At 61.6% G+C, this 14,844-nt stretch carries 16 protein-coding genes; 11 read left to right on the top strand and 5 right to left on the bottom strand.

The features are described 5' to 3' along the window. Positions 1-16 precede the first annotated feature (16 nt). From FFI94_RS27500 to FFI94_RS27475, 6 genes are read left to right on the top strand one after another with little or no spacing between them, the layout of a single operon-like run. Entirely contained in the window at positions 17-1,555 is a 1,539-nt protein-coding gene (locus FFI94_RS27500; RefSeq protein ID WP_138870606.1) for an ABC transporter substrate-binding protein, read from the top strand. Between the two features lie 44 nt (positions 1,556-1,599). After that, a complete protein-coding gene (locus FFI94_RS27495; RefSeq protein WP_138870605.1) occupies positions 1,600-2,640 on the top strand; it encodes an LLM class flavin-dependent oxidoreductase in 1,041 nt (346 codons plus the stop codon). A gap of 28 nt (positions 2,641-2,668) precedes the next feature. Continuing rightward, entirely contained in the window at positions 2,669-3,700 is a 1,032-nt protein-coding gene (locus FFI94_RS27490; RefSeq protein WP_138870604.1) for an ABC transporter permease, read from the top strand. Position 3,701: 1 nt separating this feature from the next. Then, positions 3,702-4,571 carry an ABC transporter permease gene (locus tag FFI94_RS27485; protein ID WP_138870603.1) on the top strand — a complete coding sequence of 290 codons (870 nt, stop codon included), beginning with the start codon at positions 3,702-3,704 and terminating at the stop codon, positions 4,569-4,571. A 4-nt stretch (positions 4,572-4,575) separates the two neighbouring features. Further along, the gene (locus FFI94_RS27480; protein ID WP_138870602.1) at positions 4,576-5,427 is read left to right on the top strand and encodes an ABC transporter ATP-binding protein; all 852 of its coding nucleotides are present in this window, start codon (positions 4,576-4,578) and stop codon (positions 5,425-5,427) included. Continuing rightward, positions 5,417-6,280 carry an ABC transporter ATP-binding protein gene (locus tag FFI94_RS27475; protein ID WP_138870601.1) on the top strand — a complete coding sequence of 288 codons (864 nt, stop codon included), beginning with the start codon at positions 5,417-5,419 and terminating at the stop codon, positions 6,278-6,280. The genes FFI94_RS27480 and FFI94_RS27475 overlap by 11 nt, the downstream gene beginning before the upstream one ends. On the opposite strand, the gene FFI94_RS27470 is transcribed toward FFI94_RS27475, so the two are convergent. From FFI94_RS27470 to FFI94_RS27460, 3 genes are all read right to left on the bottom strand, one after another. After that, positions 6,267-6,905: an LON peptidase substrate-binding domain-containing protein gene (locus tag FFI94_RS27470; RefSeq protein ID WP_138870600.1), complete on the bottom strand. Its 639-nt coding sequence runs from the start codon at positions 6,903-6,905 to the stop codon at positions 6,267-6,269. The genes FFI94_RS27475 and FFI94_RS27470 overlap by 14 nt on opposite strands. After that, on the bottom strand, positions 6,905-7,381 hold the full coding sequence (locus tag FFI94_RS27465; RefSeq protein ID WP_138870599.1) for a DUF309 domain-containing protein: 477 nt from the start codon (positions 7,379-7,381) through the stop codon (positions 6,905-6,907). The genes FFI94_RS27470 and FFI94_RS27465 overlap by 1 nt, the downstream gene beginning before the upstream one ends. 84 nt (positions 7,382-7,465) lie before the next feature. Further along, positions 7,466-8,872 carry a serine hydrolase gene (locus tag FFI94_RS27460; RefSeq protein WP_138870598.1) on the bottom strand — a complete coding sequence of 469 codons (1,407 nt, stop codon included), beginning with the start codon at positions 8,870-8,872 and terminating at the stop codon, positions 7,466-7,468. 408 nt (positions 8,873-9,280) lie between these two features. On the opposite strand from FFI94_RS27460, the gene FFI94_RS27455 reads away from it, so the two are divergent. Both FFI94_RS27455 and FFI94_RS27450 read left to right on the top strand, forming a co-directional pair. Next, positions 9,281-9,625: a YciI family protein gene (locus tag FFI94_RS27455; RefSeq protein WP_138870597.1), complete on the top strand. Its 345-nt coding sequence runs from the start codon at positions 9,281-9,283 to the stop codon at positions 9,623-9,625. Positions 9,626-9,631: 6 nt separating this feature from the next. Beyond that, positions 9,632-10,891 (top strand): RNA polymerase sigma factor, encoded by a 1,260-nt coding sequence (locus FFI94_RS27450; RefSeq protein WP_138870596.1) that lies wholly within the window; start codon positions 9,632-9,634, stop codon positions 10,889-10,891. Here FFI94_RS27450 and FFI94_RS27445 read toward each other — a convergent pair whose 3' ends face one another. Next, positions 10,892-11,491 (bottom strand): TetR/AcrR family transcriptional regulator, encoded by a 600-nt coding sequence (locus FFI94_RS27445; RefSeq protein ID WP_138870595.1) that lies wholly within the window; start codon positions 11,489-11,491, stop codon positions 10,892-10,894. It lies immediately after the preceding gene. Positions 11,492-11,631: 140 nt separating this feature from the next. Between FFI94_RS27445 and FFI94_RS27440 the strand changes: the two genes are divergently transcribed. From FFI94_RS27440 to FFI94_RS27430, 3 genes are all read left to right on the top strand, one after another. Beyond that, the gene (locus tag FFI94_RS27440; protein WP_138870594.1) at positions 11,632-12,777 is read left to right on the top strand and encodes an acyl-CoA dehydrogenase family protein; all 1,146 of its coding nucleotides are present in this window, start codon (positions 11,632-11,634) and stop codon (positions 12,775-12,777) included. 58 nt (positions 12,778-12,835) lie between these two features. Further along, a complete protein-coding gene (locus tag FFI94_RS27435) occupies positions 12,836-13,597 on the top strand; it encodes an SDR family NAD(P)-dependent oxidoreductase (protein WP_138870593.1) in 762 nt (253 codons plus the stop codon). Between the two features lie 97 nt (positions 13,598-13,694). Next, positions 13,695-14,333: a TetR/AcrR family transcriptional regulator gene (locus FFI94_RS27430; protein WP_138873454.1), complete on the top strand. Its 639-nt coding sequence runs from the start codon at positions 13,695-13,697 to the stop codon at positions 14,331-14,333. A 1-nt stretch (position 14,334) separates the two neighbouring features. Here the strand turns inward: FFI94_RS27430 and FFI94_RS27425 are convergent, their stop codons facing one another. Continuing rightward, positions 14,335-14,793 carry an SRPBCC family protein gene (locus tag FFI94_RS27425; RefSeq protein ID WP_138870592.1) on the bottom strand — a complete coding sequence of 153 codons (459 nt, stop codon included), beginning with the start codon at positions 14,791-14,793 and terminating at the stop codon, positions 14,335-14,337. Between the last annotated feature and the right edge of the window lie 51 nt (positions 14,794-14,844).

Raw genomic sequence — 14,844 nt, 5'->3', positions numbered from 1 at the left:
CGAAGAAAGTTCACCGATGAAATTCTCCCGCCGTCTCACGGCTCTCGTGGGACTCGCCACGGCCTCCATACTGGTGCTGGCCGGCTGCTCATCAGCTGGTGGATCCACGTCCGGCGGTGCTGTCGTCAAGTGGGGTCAGGCCGGCGTTGCTCCCGGAAACTGGGACCCGATCGTCACCGGCGCAACCGGTGCCACTGTCAACCTGACTCCGATTTACGAACCGCTTCTCATTCAGGACGAGAACGGCAAGCCGGCCCCCGCGCTCGCGGAGAGTTGGGAATACAACGCCGACGGCACAGCAGTCACATTCACGCTGCGTCCCGGATTGACCTTTCAGGATGACAGCCCTGTCAACGCAGAAGCGGTGGCGTACTACATAAATCGAGCAATCACGCAGAAGAACTCGGCGCTTGCCGGGTCGTACAGCAACATCAAGGACGTCGTCGTCGACGACGAACTCAATTTCACGGTCAACCTCAAGAGCGTCGACTACCAGATTCCGTACCTCTTCAGCATTCGTGCCGGTCTCATCACGAGCCAGGTAGCTGCCGAGAAGGACGTCGATGCACTCAACACGCGTAACCCCGTCGGAGCCGGGCCCTTCAAGGTGGTCGAGCTTGTCCCGGAGTCGCACATCACTCTCGAGAAGTTCCAGAACTACTGGGACGCAGACAATATCCACATCGATCGGATCGAGATCCACTTCGGTAACGACGCTGCGAGCCTCGTCTCGGCAGTACAGACTGGGGTCTACAACTTCGTCACAGTCGACGTCACGCAGATTCAGGCTGCTCGCGCTGCCAATCTCGATCTGGTTCAGGACATCACGAAAAACTGGGCAGTTCAGTTCCTGAGCGTCAATCGAAACATTGCACCGTTCGACGATCCTCGCGTCGTCGAAGCATTCCGTCTGGCAGTCAACTCGCAGGAGTTCGTCGACAAGGTCACTCTCGGTGAGGGTGAAGTCGCTAATCAACTCGTCCCCGAGGGGCATCCGCTCTTTGCCGATGCGATCGAGGGTGTGTACAAGTTCGACCCGGCGCGGGCTAAATCTCTTCTCGCCGAGGCCGGTCACCCAGACGGCCTGGAAGTGACGCTGGACGCGTCACCGTATTCGGCTGATTCCCAGTCTGAGCTGATTCAGTCACAACTGGCCGCAATCGGCGTGAAGGTCACCATCAACAAGAATCCGAACTGGTCGAAGGGCTACTTCGGGAAGACTCAGGCGTTCTCCACCTATGGCTACGTCGGCCGGAATTCGCAGGCACAGACGCTCACCGAGCACTACGACGTCGGTGGGGTGCTCAACTTGAGTTCGCCGTATTCGTCCCCCGAATTCCAGGCGGCACTCGCGAAGTTGCGGGCGACGCCGATCGATGCACCGGAATACCCGGAGGTCGCTCGTGCGGCGTCCACTGCCGGATTCCTGAACGGTTCGAGTATCCCGCTCTTCGCGCAGCCGGTCACCTGGGCGAAGTCGTCTGACGTTTCCTCGGATTTCCAGAACCGTGAGGGATTCCTCAACTGGCGCGGCATCACGGTCGGTTCCAAGTAGTCGATCTGTCGTACGGCATTCATCTCTTCAGTGAAGGACACACCATGACAACGACGACAGCACTCCCCGGGCTCGCGCTCTTCGAGGTGCCGCCCGTCACCGACAATGCAGGCGCCGGGTATGCCGTGCTCCTCGACAATGCCGTACGAGCGGAATCACTTGGCTACGAAACCTACTGGGTGGCGGAGGGCAGGTTCTCGAATATCGGGCTGCCCTCCGCACTGACCCTCCTGGCGGTACTGTCGGAGCGAACAGATCGGCTGCGCCTCGGTACAGCCGTCATTCCGCTTGCGTTCGATCACCCTCAACGGCTCGCGGAGACGGCGGCAGTCGTCAACACGTTGAGCGGTGATCGCCTGGAACTTGGTGTGGGGAAAGGGAATGGAGGAGGATTCTCGGCAGCGGCTTACGACGCGTTCGGCCTCGACGAGAACCGGCGCGAAGAACTCTATGCGGAAGCCCTCGCCCGACTGCGAGGGGCATTCGGTCTCCAGCGCGTAGTAGAGGGAAAAACCTTCGGTTTCTACCCGCCGGCTGGGGATCTTCCGCAGCGTCTGTGGCAAGCGACGTCGAAGGTGGACACCGCGCGTTCCATCGGCCGGGCAGGAGACGCTTTGCAGTTGCATCGCTTTGCTTCCGGCGGTCCGACCGGCGCGGTGCAGAAGGATCTTGTCGACGCGTATTCGAGCGAGCTGCCTGCGGATCGCACACCGCGAATCGGGGTGTCTCGATCGGTTCTTCCGGCCGAGAGCAAGAAGGATGCCGTGCGGCTCTTCACCGAGCACCTCGAACGCGATCCCGGTGCGACACCGTGGATTGCCCGCGGGGCTTCACCGTCCGAGATCTTGCGTGATTTCTACATTTTGCACGGAACACCCGAGGAGATCGCCGCGGAGTTGGTGGAGGATGCCGCAGTGTCTGAATCCACCGACTACCTCTTCAGTGTTCCACTTGCCCTGGGCGACAAGCACTACCGGGAGAGCCTCGCGGTGATCGCGGAAGAGATCTATCCGACTCTGTCGGCGGTGCGTCCGAACGTGTTGTCGCGAAATCCGCTGTCCACACTGCCGATCCCCGTCGGCTGACCCTCGGAATCGGCAGAGAGGAAGAGCAATGGTCATCGAACTGCATTCAGCGGTCGCTCCGAGCGCTGAATCGCCGCGCGCTCCGTTCCGCCGGCCGTCGGTTGCAAAGCGTGTTGCCGTGACGATTCTCCGTTCGGTCGGCATCTTTGTGCCCGTCTTCGTGATCGCTACGTTCATCACGTTCTCGTTGCGCCAGATCAGTGGCTTGTCACCGGCCTATCTCCAGGCTGGTGACAACGCCACTCCGGAACTCGTGGCCCAGATCGAGCGTGAGTGGGGCCTTGATCGTCCCTTCCTTCTGCAATATTTCGATTGGTTGGGGGCGGTGCTCCACGGTGACCTGGGGGAGAGTTGGTACAACGGTTTCTCCATCTCCGAGCTCCTCTTCGACCGAGCGCTGATCAGTCTGTCGATCGCGGGACTCGCATTGCTGATCGGTGTGACCGTCGGACTTCTACTGGGAGTTCTTGCAGCAGCTCGACCGACCTCGCTGCTCGACCGGGCCATCACGGCGTTCTCGACGCTCATCTCCACGATGCCGCCGTTCATCGTCGGCGTTCTGCTCGTATCGATTTTTGCGGTAGGTCTCGGGTGGTTCCCCGCGGCGGGTTATGCACCGGTTGCGCAGGGGATCGGGCCGTGGCTGTGGTACGCCACACTTCCTGCGCTCGCGTTGAGCGTCGACACCGTCGCGGAGGTCGCCCGCCAGACTCGCGTGGGCCTCGTCGACGTCTATCGCCAGAACTACATAGTCGGGGCGCAGGTACGCGGACTCGGCACGCGGCGAATCTTTTTCGTGCATGCATTGCGGAACGGGATCGGCCCGACCGTCGCGCTTCTCGGCCTCAAATTCCCGGCGCTCCTCGGTGGCGCGGTTGTCACCGAGACGATCTTCGGTATCTCCGGGTACGGGCGGTTCGCCGCCGACTCGGCCCAGCGCGGCGATGTTCCCGCAGTCCAAGGGGTCCTTGTGGTGTCGATTGTGCTCGTCGTGGCCTTCAACCTTGTTGTGAACATCATCCTCAACCGCATCATCCCCGCCGCGACGAGAGGACTCTAGAATGTTCCGCAATATCTGGGCGATCCGCAGTGGTCGTTTCGCCATCCTCATTATCGGTGTCGCGATTCTTCTCGTGGCCTTCGGTCCGCTCCTCGCGCCGTACGACCCGCTGGAGGGATCGGAGCTCGTTCTCTCCGGCCCTTCCTTCCAACATCCTTTCGGCACCGATTACCTCGGCCGAGACACCCTGAGCCGATTGTTGGCGGGCGCACCGCTGAGCATCGCGAGCGCGGTCCAAGTAGGCGTGATCGGGCTTGTTGTCGGTGCCGTCCCCGGAGTGCTCTCGGTGTACTCGGGACGCGTCTTCGAGTGGGTGACGCTCAGACTGATCGACACCCTGATCGCTTTGCCCTTTCTTGTTTTTGCCGTGGCGGTTACTGCGCTGCTCGGCAATGCGCTCACCCAAGCGATGCTTGTCGTCGGTGTGCTCACCGCGCCGGCGTTCTACCGCGTTGCCCGCGCATCGACCCTCGCTGTGGCGAACTCGCCGTACGTCGAGGCTGCTCAACTCGCCGGCGCTGACGTCTCCTGGATCGTGCGTAAGCACGTGACGGGCAAGGTGCTTCCGCCGCTTGCGATAACTCTGGCGAGCACGCTCGGTGTCGGGCTTATTGCCGTTGCAGCGCTGAGCTTTCTGGGCATCGGAGTTCAGCCGCCCGCACCGACGTGGGGCGGAATGCTTGCCTCCGATTTGAAATACCTGACCTTCCGTCCGTTTGCCCCGATCATTCCGTCGATCCCGATCATCGTGCTTGTCTGGGCGTTCAACATGCTTGCCGACGTCATCCGTGACGTGAGTGGTGAGTCAGGTCGGCAACTGCTCGCTCGGTCACGTCGTCGACGAGGCCTCACACCGAAGCAAGGAGTATGAACCGATGTCGATACTGCTGACTACGGAAACCGAGCCGGAAACGGTTCTGCGCGTGGATGATCTGCGGATTGTCAATGAGGTCGACGAGGTTGTTCTCGTAGACGGTGTCGATTTCGAACTTCGACGCGGGGAAGTCCTCGGTATCGTCGGCGAATCGGGGAGCGGGAAATCGATCAGTCTCCGGGCGGTACTGGGTCTGCTTCCCGCCGGCCTTGCTGTCTCTTCAGGCACGATCGAACTTCTCGGCGACGACACGTCGCAGTTCACGAATGTCGACTGGAATCGTGTTCGCGGATCAGGAATTACGGCGGTCTTCCAAGATCCGGGATCGTATCTGAATCCGTCGATCCCGGTCGGGAAGCAGGTTGCCGAAGTGCTGCGTGTCAAACGCGGACTGGGGCGCCGGGCGGCAAAGGCGCAGGCGTTGACGTTGCTCGACGAAGTGCGGATTCACGATCCCGAATTGGTGTACCGGCAGTACCCACACGAACTCTCCGGAGGGATGCTTCAACGTGTACTCCTCGCTATTGCCGTATCGCTCGAGCCGCGCATTCTGATCGCCGATGAGGCAACGACCGCACTCGACGTCACGGTGCAGGCCGAAGTGCTCGACCTGATCGTCGATCTGACCGAGCGTCACGGGCTTTCACTGATCGTCGTGTCCCACGATCTGGCCGTTGTCGCTCAAGTTGCCGACAACGTCGTGGTGTTCCGTAACGGCGTCATCGTCGAGCGCGGATCGACTGCGCAAGTGCTGCACGATCCGCAGCATGAGTACACCCGACTATTAGTCTCGGAACACGAGCTCTACGGTCTCGATCGCTTCACGAGAGAGGTTGCCGCACATGTCTCTTGACCCGACGCCCTTGCTCGACGTCCGAAACCTCGACGTCTCCTACGGCCGTGGAACGAAGCGCCGTCAGATCCTCGACGACGTCAGTTTCCGAATCGCTCCCGGTGAAGCGCTCGGCCTGATCGGCGAGACGGGTTCGGGTAAGTCGACTATCGCGCGCGCGATACTCGGACTTGTCGAGACCGATGGTGGAGACATCCAGGTCGACAATCACGATCTGACCACGCTTTCACGGGCCCAGTGGCGTAATTTCCGACGAGAAGGCATCGTGCAGTATGTCTTTCAGGATCCGCTGCGCAGTCTCGACCCGGAGCGTACGATCGCGCAGTCGCTGGCAGAGCCTCTCGAAATTGCAGGCAGACTCGGTCGTGACGAGATCCGTGAACGGGTTGCAGCGCGTCTGGCGACAGTTGCACTCGACGCCGATATTCTTCCCCGATTCCCCGGTGAGATTTCGGGCGGCCAGCGTCAGCGAGTCGCGGTCGCGCGTGCGCTCATCACCGACCCCCGGCTCATCATCCTGGACGAACCGGTGAGCGCGCTCGACTCGGCAAACCGCGTCAATGTCATCGAGATTCTCGCTTCACTACGCGACTCGGGTGCAACGTTGCTGTTCATTTCTCACGACCTCGGCTCTGTCGCGGGAGTCACGGATCGACTCATCGTGCTTTATCGAGGGCGGGTCGTGGAGGAAGGATCGACGGCTGATGTTCTGCGTCGGCCCGTGCATCCGTACAGCCGGCTTCTTGTCGGTTCGGCGCCGACGCTGCACGGCGGCGCGGTCGACCGCGCAGAGCGCGAAGAACTTCGTCGGTTACTGACCGAACACGATGTCACTTCACTCAGAGCAGATTGAACTGTGCCACCTCGATGGTGTTCTCGACTGCCTCCGACAGTGTGCGGATACGTTCGTCGGCGCCTGGCGCGGTCAATATCGCCAGGCGGTCGGCGTCGCCCATCGGAATACTGCGGGCCAGGGCGTAGAGCCGAGAACCCAACGGATCCAGAGGAGACGGTGGGGCAGGCATCCGTGGAGTCTGTTCCCCAGCGCGAAGTGCAAGCTTTCCCAACATTCCGTACATGAACTCGATGCGCTCGAGAAGCGAGTCGTATTCGTAGGCGGTGACCGGGGTTCCGTTGTTCTCGTCCGGCCACAATTCGACCTCGGCAAGCGGATAAGGATCGTCCGGCAGCCACCGTGTGACCCGAATGCGGTCTTCCGTTCGGCAGTACAACTGATATCGCCCGGCACCCATCTCGACATGAGACTCGATGCGGGCCAGGGTGCCGACGTCGTGGCGTGATTCCCCGCCACCTACCTCGTGACCGCGAGCGATAAGGACAACTCCGAACAGCGGACCGTCAGCTGCCTGGAGAACGTTCTCGACGAGCGCCCGGTACCGAGGCTCGAAGATGTTCAGCGGCAACAGTTCACCTGGGAGCAATGCGGAGCCGAGCGGGAACATCGGGAAGATAGGCATCAGGGAATTCTCAACCTCGGAATCGGAGGGGCGGGGAAATCACCGGGACGCTCGATCTCGGCAATCAGATGCTCGGACCATGTCAGTAAACCTGCAATGTCGAGGTCGTGGGGACTTTCGATCTCGTAGTGCCTGATTCGATCGTGTCCCTGGGTCAGCAGCGACACCGCGCCGGTGGTGTTTCCGCGCAGCAAGTGTGTGAGTCCGACGGCCAGTTGAGCCAGTCCCTGCCACAGGTCGCGCTCCTCGGCTGGAGCGTTCTTCCAGGTTCCTTCGAGGATCTCGTGTGCATGGAAGGGCATGCCGTGATCGAGCAGGCGTTGTGCCTCGGTGATCGACTCGTCCGGCGGCAGCCGCACGTCGTCCGGAATACGCGGGACGCCGTCCGTCGCGTCGCGAGGCAGTGGGCGCCCGAGACCGTCGCGTGGGCGTGCGTTGAGTGGCTTTCCGCCGACATCGCGGTCGCGTTCGGACATAGACTTCAGCCTAGCGGCAGCTTGTCGGGCCAAGCGAAATGCAAGACGGATTCGATAGGCATGGCCCGACAGTTCGGCCGCTGATCAGCCGGTGACGTCCTTGCGGATGAGGAGCATCGCGTCGTCGGCCGGATCGAAATATAGCGTCGGATCCGCGACAAGTGCGGCATCCTCGCCATGGGTTTGCATCGTGACCACCCACGCGCGGTCGTCGTGTTCGAGGTACCAGGCCCCGGCAAGAACTCCGATGGAACTCCCGCCCTTGAACCCGCCGTAGGTGAACCACTGTGCGGACTCGGCACTCAGTGCCGGATCCTCAGCGAGGATGTCCCGCACCGGTGCACCGCTTTCGGTTTTCGCCATCGCTTGCAGTGAGACCAGCGCAGCACGCAGGTCGGCCGGAGTGGCGAACCAGTCGATATCGAACGGCCATGCCGGGGTGGTGAACGCGGTCGGCGGGATGTCTACCAGGCCGGTCGGGAGCGCAGCGAGTATCGTGCGTCGCTCATCGGGAGTTCCGTCGCGCCAGGCGATGCGTTGTGCGCCTTCGTCGCCCCATCCGAGTTGGAACAGTGCACGGGTCGGCTTGAATGGAATGTTCAGTGATGGATCCGCCATACCCATCGCAACGAATTCAGCCTCGACCTGTTCACTCCCAAGTGCGGCGATCAGCATGTCGGTGGCGGTGTTGTCGCTGATCGAGATCATTTTGCCGGCAGTTTCCCGGACCGTGACTTCGGTTCCTGCCGGCAGGTCCTGCATGGTGCCGCCGGGCATCGACTTGAGGTCGTCGGTGACGGTGAGCTTCTGATCCCAGCTGAGCGTTCCGTTCTTGACCGCTGTCGCAACGGCGCCCAGGACGTACAGCTTGATGGTCGATCCCGTGGGCTGCGCCGACGTGTCACCGACGCTGAATACTTCAGCGTTCTTGCCTCCGGTCACCTCGGTGACGGTCAGATTGGTCGGTGCCGGGAGTGCTTTGACGGCAGTCTCAAGTTCCTGCCACGACGCGGCCGGTATGTGTGGCGTCGGTGTCGGCGTAATCGCCATCCCCAGGATCAGTCCGCTGCCGTCGACGACGACGTTCATGTCGATCGAGCCGCCGGTTGCGCTGGTGATGGAAACGGTGCCGTCGGTGTCGCCGCCCGTGTAATCGACTGTGGTCCAGGGTTGCCCGGCGCGAATCGAGTCGAAGTCCGAAGGCACCAACACGATCGGTGCACCGGGACCGAAGTGCCCGGCGATCTCTTCCTGGTTCAATGGCGTGCTCGTGTTGACCACGTCGAGAAGCCACGTGATCTGTTTGCCGACGGTGGTATCGGGAACTGTGACCGTTGCGGGTGCCTCGGTGGCGGGGAGCTTCGTGCTGCTTTCCGAAGTTTTCGCGGAATCAGATCCGGAGGTGCAGGCGGCGAGCGCGAATACTGCCGCCGAGGCAAGCGCGACCAGTGCGAGCGGTCGACGTGTCCTCCGGGTGTTCGGATTTTTCATAGGTCCATCACATCAACAGAGGCCCCATCTTCGCGTCCCTCTGTAGTCCAGATATTCATGCCCGTAGTACCGCTCGATCTCCTCCTGCAGTACTGCCTCCCCTGCTGTGCGTAGTACCTGAGGATGGTGGATTGTATTGTGTCAGTGCGATAATCGCGACATTTTGGATTCCGGCGACATCGACTGGCGAGGAGCGTCAATGGCATCTCGCGCGCGATGAGGCGCTTCGCAACAGTGATCTCGCCGGCACTCCGGTCGCATTCGGACATAAACTCGGCCTATCTTCCGCATCCCGAGCGGCCGCGTGAAAAGTTTTTCGAGTCGTCTGTCGATTTGAGGGAGAACCGTTCGTCGTCATGTTGTAAGGCAAGAAAGCCAGAAGAGAAACAACAGACCAAGGAGTCGACTATGAAGTACATGTTGCTCATCTATACCGCACCCGGCGGAGACACCGAATCCCAGTGCACGTTCGAGGACTGGCAGCAGTACGACAAGGAAATGAAGGATGCCGGCATCTGGGTGTCCGGCGATGCCCTAGCCGACCTGACCACCACGACGACGGTTCGGGTCTCGCAGTCCGGGGAAAAGACCGTCACTGACGGACCCTTCGCAGAAACCCGTGAGATCCTCGGCGGCTATGACGTCATCGACGTTCCTGATCTGGATGCGGCGCTCGCGTGGGCCGCGCGGTGCCCCGGCGCGCGCGACGGTGGCAGCGTCGAGGTGCGTCCTCTCGCCGGGTTCGGGGACTGATTCGCCGTGGACGAGCAGGCCGAGAACTCCGTCGAGGCCGAGAACTCCATCGAGTCAGTGTTCCGCGAGGAACGTGGACGACTCTTGGCCTCGCTCGTCCGCCGTTTCGGTGACCTGGATCTTGCCGAGGAAGTCACCTCCGAAGCCGTCGAGGCTGCGTTGGTGCATTGGCCGGTGGACGGCGTACCAGCCAAACCCGGTGCGTGGCTGCTGACCACAGCGCGTCGTAAAGCCGTCGACAGGCTTCGGCGCGATCAGGTCTATGCGGCTCGTTTGGCTGTGATGCAGGTGGACGCCGATCGAGCCGACCCGGCGCCCCCAGTGGTCGACGGAGAACTTCCCGACGAGCGGTTGCAGCTGTTCTTCACCTGCTCGCACCCAGCGCTCGCCGAGGACGACCGAATCGCACTCACCTTGCGTTGCCTGGGCGGATTGACGACGCCCGAGGTCGCTCGCGCTTTCCTCGTGCCTTCCGCGACGATGGCGCAGCGGATCGTGCGCGCGAAGAAGAAGATCCGTCAGGCTCGGATTCCCTTCCGAACTCCCAGCGCCGAAGAACTTCCGGAGCGCCTTCCTGGTGTTCTGCAGGTGATCTATTCGGTGTTCACCGAGGGCTATGCCGCCAGTTCGGGTCCGGATCTGCAACGTATCGACTTGGCGGTAGAGGCAATCAGGCTGGCGAGGATCCTGCGCGGGTTGCTTCCCGAACAGCGCGAGATCGCCGGGTTGCTTGCGCTGATGCTTCTCGTCCATGCGCGTCGAGAGGCCCGTACCGACGCCAGTGGCGGGATCGTGCTCCTCGAAGATCAGGATCGCGCGCGCTGGGATCGGCCGATGATCGAGGAAGGCAGCGACCTCGTTGTGATTGCGTTGACCGGGGGAGCGCCGGGGCCGTACGGGGTGCAGGCCGCTATCGCCGCACTGCACGACGAGGCAGAAGATATGGAGAGCACCGACTGGCCGCAGATCTGTGCGCTCTACGGAGTGCTGCTCACACTGACTCCTTCGCCTGTCGTCGCCGTCAATCGGGCAGTGGCGCTGGCGATGCGCGACGGCGAAGAAGCCGGGCTGACTGCGCTGGAGGAACTTTCGACGGAGCCCAAACTTGCCGACTACCATCCGTATCACCTCGCGCGTGGTGAACTTCTGGCGCGACTCGGCCGAACCGCAGAAGCAGTGTCTGCGTACCAGCGTGCTCTGAAACTGGTTGGTACGCAGCCGGAACAGGCGTTTCTCGAGCGGCGGATCGGCGAGCTGATGGACTAGTTAGCTCGCTCCTACCATGCGTAAAGCCAAGTCTCCGTAAAGCTTTCCGATGTCTTCCGGCTCCGTGTAGTTGCCCGCCGGGAACCAGCGGCACACGTCGACACACAGAGACATCAAGGCAAGGGTGACACCTTCCGCGTCCGGGATCGTGAAATCACCCGATTGGACGCCGGCGTCGACGACCTCCCGGAAAACTCGCGTCGTGCTTCGACGCAGAGCGACGACGGTTCGGTAGTGCTCGGGGGTCAGTGCGGTGAGTTCGTACTGGACGACGCGGGCGAGTGAATGGTGCCCGGCCTGCCAGCTGGCGAAGGTGCTGATCAGCTCCTGTAGGCGAACGGACGGTTCTTCTCGTGGCCGGTCGGCGCTCTCGACGACCTTCAGTGCTTCGGTGTGGCCTTCGTAGCTGATCGCGAACAGCAGCTCTTCTTTCGAGCGGTAGTGCGGGTACATCGCGGCCGGACTCATGTCGAGGCGTGCGGCGATGTCACGGGTGGTGGTGCCGCCGTACCCGGCGGAGGCAAACGCGTCGACGGCGGCCGCACGGATGCGGGCAGCAGCTTTGGAGGGGCTGATCACCACGTCAGGTGAATCGCTCACAAGTTCCTCCAGGTGTCACGGATGTCGATGTTGACAATATCGCGCTCTCGAACCACTATAAGCAGGTGCTTAGATTCTAAGCACGCGCTTAGATTAGTCGTCATGTGCGGGAACGCCGCACCGAAAGGAAGCAGCTCCTCATGCGTCGCACTCTGTACGGACCCGATCACGAGGCGTTTCGCGAATCTGCTCGCGAATTCGTCAACCGGAACATCCTTCCGGTCGCAGAGAAGCTGATCGACCAGCGCTTCATCGACCGCGAGATCTGGCTCGAAGCGGGACGCAACGGATTCCTCGGCCTCGAGGTCCCGGAGGCGTACGGCGGAAGCGAAGCCGGCGACTATCGCTTCAATGCGGTTCTGGCAGAGGAGCTCTCGCGTGCGAGTGCAGCTGTTGCTTCGAGCTTCGGTATCCATGCCGACGTTGTTGCTCCCTACCTCGTTCAGCTCACCACAGAGGAGCAGAAGCAGCGTTGGCTGCCTAAGTTCTGCACCGGTGAAATGCTGACCGCAATCGGTATGACCGAGCCTTCCGGTGGATCCGACCTCGCCTCACTCAAGACCACTGCGGTCAAGGACGGCGACGACTGGATCATCAACGGCTCCAAGACCTTCATCACGAACGGCTACAACGCCGATCTCGTGATTGTCGCTGCCCGCACCAGTCCCGAGAAGAAGTCCAAGGGCATTACCCTCTTCGCCGTCGAAACCGGCATGGAAGGTTTCGAGCGCGGACGCAAACTCGACAAGGTCGGCCAGCACGAATCCGACACCGCTGAACTGTTTTTCGAGAACGTCCGCGTTCCTGCGAACAACATCATCGGCGAGATCGACCGCGGCTTCATCCACATGATGGAAATGCTGCCGCAGGAACGCGTCGGCGCTGCTGTGTCCAACATTGCGCACGCCGCCCCGATTCTCGAAGAGACCATTCAATATGCCAAGGATCGCAAGGCTTTTGGTCAGCCCATCGGATCGCTGCAGTGGAACAAGTTCCTTCTCGCAGATCTGGTTACCCGCGTCGAGGTCACCCAGGCTTACGTCGACAACTGCGTCGCAGCGCATGCCGCCGGTGAACTGACCGCCATCGACGCAGCCAAGGCCAAGTGGTGGACCGCGCAGGTCCAGAACGAGGTCCTCGACCACTGCGTTCAGTTGCACGGTGGCTACGGCTACATGACCGAGTACCGCGCCGCCCGCGCGTGGATGGACGCCCGCGTCACCAAGATCTGGGCCGGATCCAACGAAATCATGAAGGAACTCATCGGCCGCGACCTCGGCCTGTAGTTTCGACCGCAAGCGCTACTTCCTCCCGAGCCCTTCGACCACAGGAGCATCACCGCGTATGTCTGTTCTCGACAAGTTCTCCCTGACAGATCGAGTTGTCATCGTGACCGGTGCGTCGTCGGGCCTCGGGGTGGCATTTGCGAAAGCCGCAGCCGAAGCGGGAGCCGACGTCGTGCTGGCGGCCAGGCGCGTCGACAAGCTTGAAGACACCGCCAAGCTCGTGCGTGATGCGGGTCGTGAAGCGTTGTGCGTGGCTACCGACATCGTCGATCCGGCGCAGGCCCAGAACATGGTCGACGCGGCGATGGAGAAGTTCGGTCGCGTGGACGTTCTCGTCAACAATGCGGGCGTCGGAACCGCGGTTCCGGCAACCCGCGAAACTCCGGACGAGTTTCGTTCCGTCATCGACATCAATCTCAACGGTTCGTACTGGGCGGCGCAGGCGTGTGGCCGCGTGATGCTGCCGGGCAGTTCCATCGTCAATATCTCCAGCATCCTCGGGTTGACCACGGCCGGACTGCCGCAGGCCGCCTACGCAGCCAGCAAGGCCGGCATCGTCGGCTTGACCCGCGACCTGGCTCAGCAGTGGGGAACCCGCAAGGGCATCCGCGTCAACGCCATCGCGCCGGGATTCTTCAAGTCGGAAATGACCGACCAATACAACGACGGCTACTTGGATGCGATGGCTCCGCGCCTGATCCTCGGCCGAATGGGCGATCCGGAAGAACTTGCGGCAACCATGGTGTGGCTGGCCTCCCCGGCGGGTGGATATGTCACCGGCCAGACCATTGCCGTCGACGGAGGAATCACCATCACCTGACGTCGATGACGGGAGGTCATCCACTTTGCCGTATAAGTAGCAGGTGACTTCTAACGCCGACACCTCGGAGAACTGGGAAGACCGTCCGCCGCCGTCCATGGCCGCGACGGAGCTTCTACGTGACCTCCCGGTGACGGCGCGCGGGGTTCGGACCAGGGCTTCTCTGGTTGCAGCGGCTCGGACTGTGTTCGAACGCGCCGGGTATCTCGACGCCCGGTTGACCGACATCACGAAGGAAGCGAACTGCTCCACGGGCACGTTCTACACGTACTTCGACAACAAAGAGCAGATCTTTGCCGCTGTCCTCGAAGTTGCACAGGAAGACATGCTGCATCCCGGCATGGGTCGTGTCCGCGACGCAGACAACCCTTACGCGGTGCTCGAGTCGAGTAACCGCGCGTACCTGACGGCGTTCCAGCGCAACGCAAAATTGATGGGTCTGCTCGAACAGGTGTCGCAGATCGATCCGGCCTTCGCGAAACTACGACGCGACCGCGGCGCAACCTTCATCACCCGCAATGCAAAAGCCATCGAGCGCTTGCAAGCGGAAGGGAAGGCCGACACGTCACTGGATCCGTTGTTGGCTTCGCGGGCACTCTCATCGATGGTGAGTCGGTTTGCCTACAGCGTGTTCGTCGCCGAGGAACCAGGCGCCGACGGCAAGCCCGTGCCATTCGAGGACGTAGTCCAGACCGCTACCCAGATTTGGGCCAACGCGCTCCGGTTGCAGCGATAGCTCAGCGGGTTCCGCGGGCAAACTCCACTTCGAGATTCCGGCGCAGGGTTTCCTCGCTGTTGCGGACCGCGTTTTCGACGAACGGCCCCACTACGAGGCCCAGCGCTTTACCCGTCAGACCGTCGGGGAGCTTGTAGGCAAAATCGACCGCCAACTCGGTTTTTGTGTCATCTATCCGCGTGAATTCCCAGGTAGACGAGTTGGCGACGTCTCCGAGTGACGACAGCGTGATGATGCGGTCTTTCTCCCACTCGGTGATTTCGAGCTTCGAGCGCACGGTGCTCGGACCAATTTGGATGGCAGCGTCGAACGTGGCTCCCAAACCTTGATCGAACTCTCCGTCTGGGTAGAACTCGGATACGCCATACATCCAGTTCAGGACATTCCGGTAGTCGTCTATGTAGGCAAACGCGACGTCAACGGGTACGGCGGCAACCGCGGAATGGCGAACGTGGATCATGACTGGTCCCTTGTTTATCGGTGGACACCGACTGTAACCAATGGCGGTGAC

Source organism: Rhodococcus sp. KBS0724 (assembly GCF_005938745.2).
Classification (GTDB): Bacteria; Actinomycetota; Actinomycetes; order Mycobacteriales; family Mycobacteriaceae; genus Rhodococcus_F.
This window is presented reverse-complemented; position numbering and strand designations above follow the sequence as displayed.

Coding starts and splice junctions, on each gene's coding strand:
- FFI94_RS27500 (WP_138870606.1), top strand. CDS start 17: ATGAAATTCTCCCGCCGTCTCACGGCTCTCGTGGGACTCGCCACGGCC.
- FFI94_RS27495 (WP_138870605.1), top strand. CDS start 1,600: ATGACAACGACGACAGCACTCCCCGGGCTCGCGCTCTTCGAGGTGCCG.
- FFI94_RS27490 (WP_138870604.1), top strand. CDS start 2,669: ATGGTCATCGAACTGCATTCAGCGGTCGCTCCGAGCGCTGAATCGCCG.
- FFI94_RS27485 (WP_138870603.1), top strand. CDS start 3,702: ATGTTCCGCAATATCTGGGCGATCCGCAGTGGTCGTTTCGCCATCCTC.
- FFI94_RS27480 (WP_138870602.1), top strand. CDS start 4,576: ATGTCGATACTGCTGACTACGGAAACCGAGCCGGAAACGGTTCTGCGC.
- FFI94_RS27475 (WP_138870601.1), top strand. CDS start 5,417: ATGTCTCTTGACCCGACGCCCTTGCTCGACGTCCGAAACCTCGACGTC.
- FFI94_RS27470 (WP_138870600.1), bottom strand. CDS start 6,905: ATGCCTATCTTCCCGATGTTCCCGCTCGGCTCCGCATTGCTCCCAGGT.
- FFI94_RS27465 (WP_138870599.1), bottom strand. CDS start 7,381: ATGTCCGAACGCGACCGCGATGTCGGCGGAAAGCCACTCAACGCACGC.
- FFI94_RS27460 (WP_138870598.1), bottom strand. CDS start 8,872: ATGAAAAATCCGAACACCCGGAGGACACGTCGACCGCTCGCACTGGTC.
- FFI94_RS27455 (WP_138870597.1), top strand. CDS start 9,281: ATGAAGTACATGTTGCTCATCTATACCGCACCCGGCGGAGACACCGAA.
- FFI94_RS27440 (WP_138870594.1), top strand. CDS start 11,632: ATGCGTCGCACTCTGTACGGACCCGATCACGAGGCGTTTCGCGAATCT.
- FFI94_RS27435 (WP_138870593.1), top strand. CDS start 12,836: ATGTCTGTTCTCGACAAGTTCTCCCTGACAGATCGAGTTGTCATCGTG.
- FFI94_RS27430 (WP_138873454.1), top strand. CDS start 13,695: ATGGCCGCGACGGAGCTTCTACGTGACCTCCCGGTGACGGCGCGCGGG.
- FFI94_RS27425 (WP_138870592.1), bottom strand. CDS start 14,793: ATGATCCACGTTCGCCATTCCGCGGTTGCCGCCGTACCCGTTGACGTC.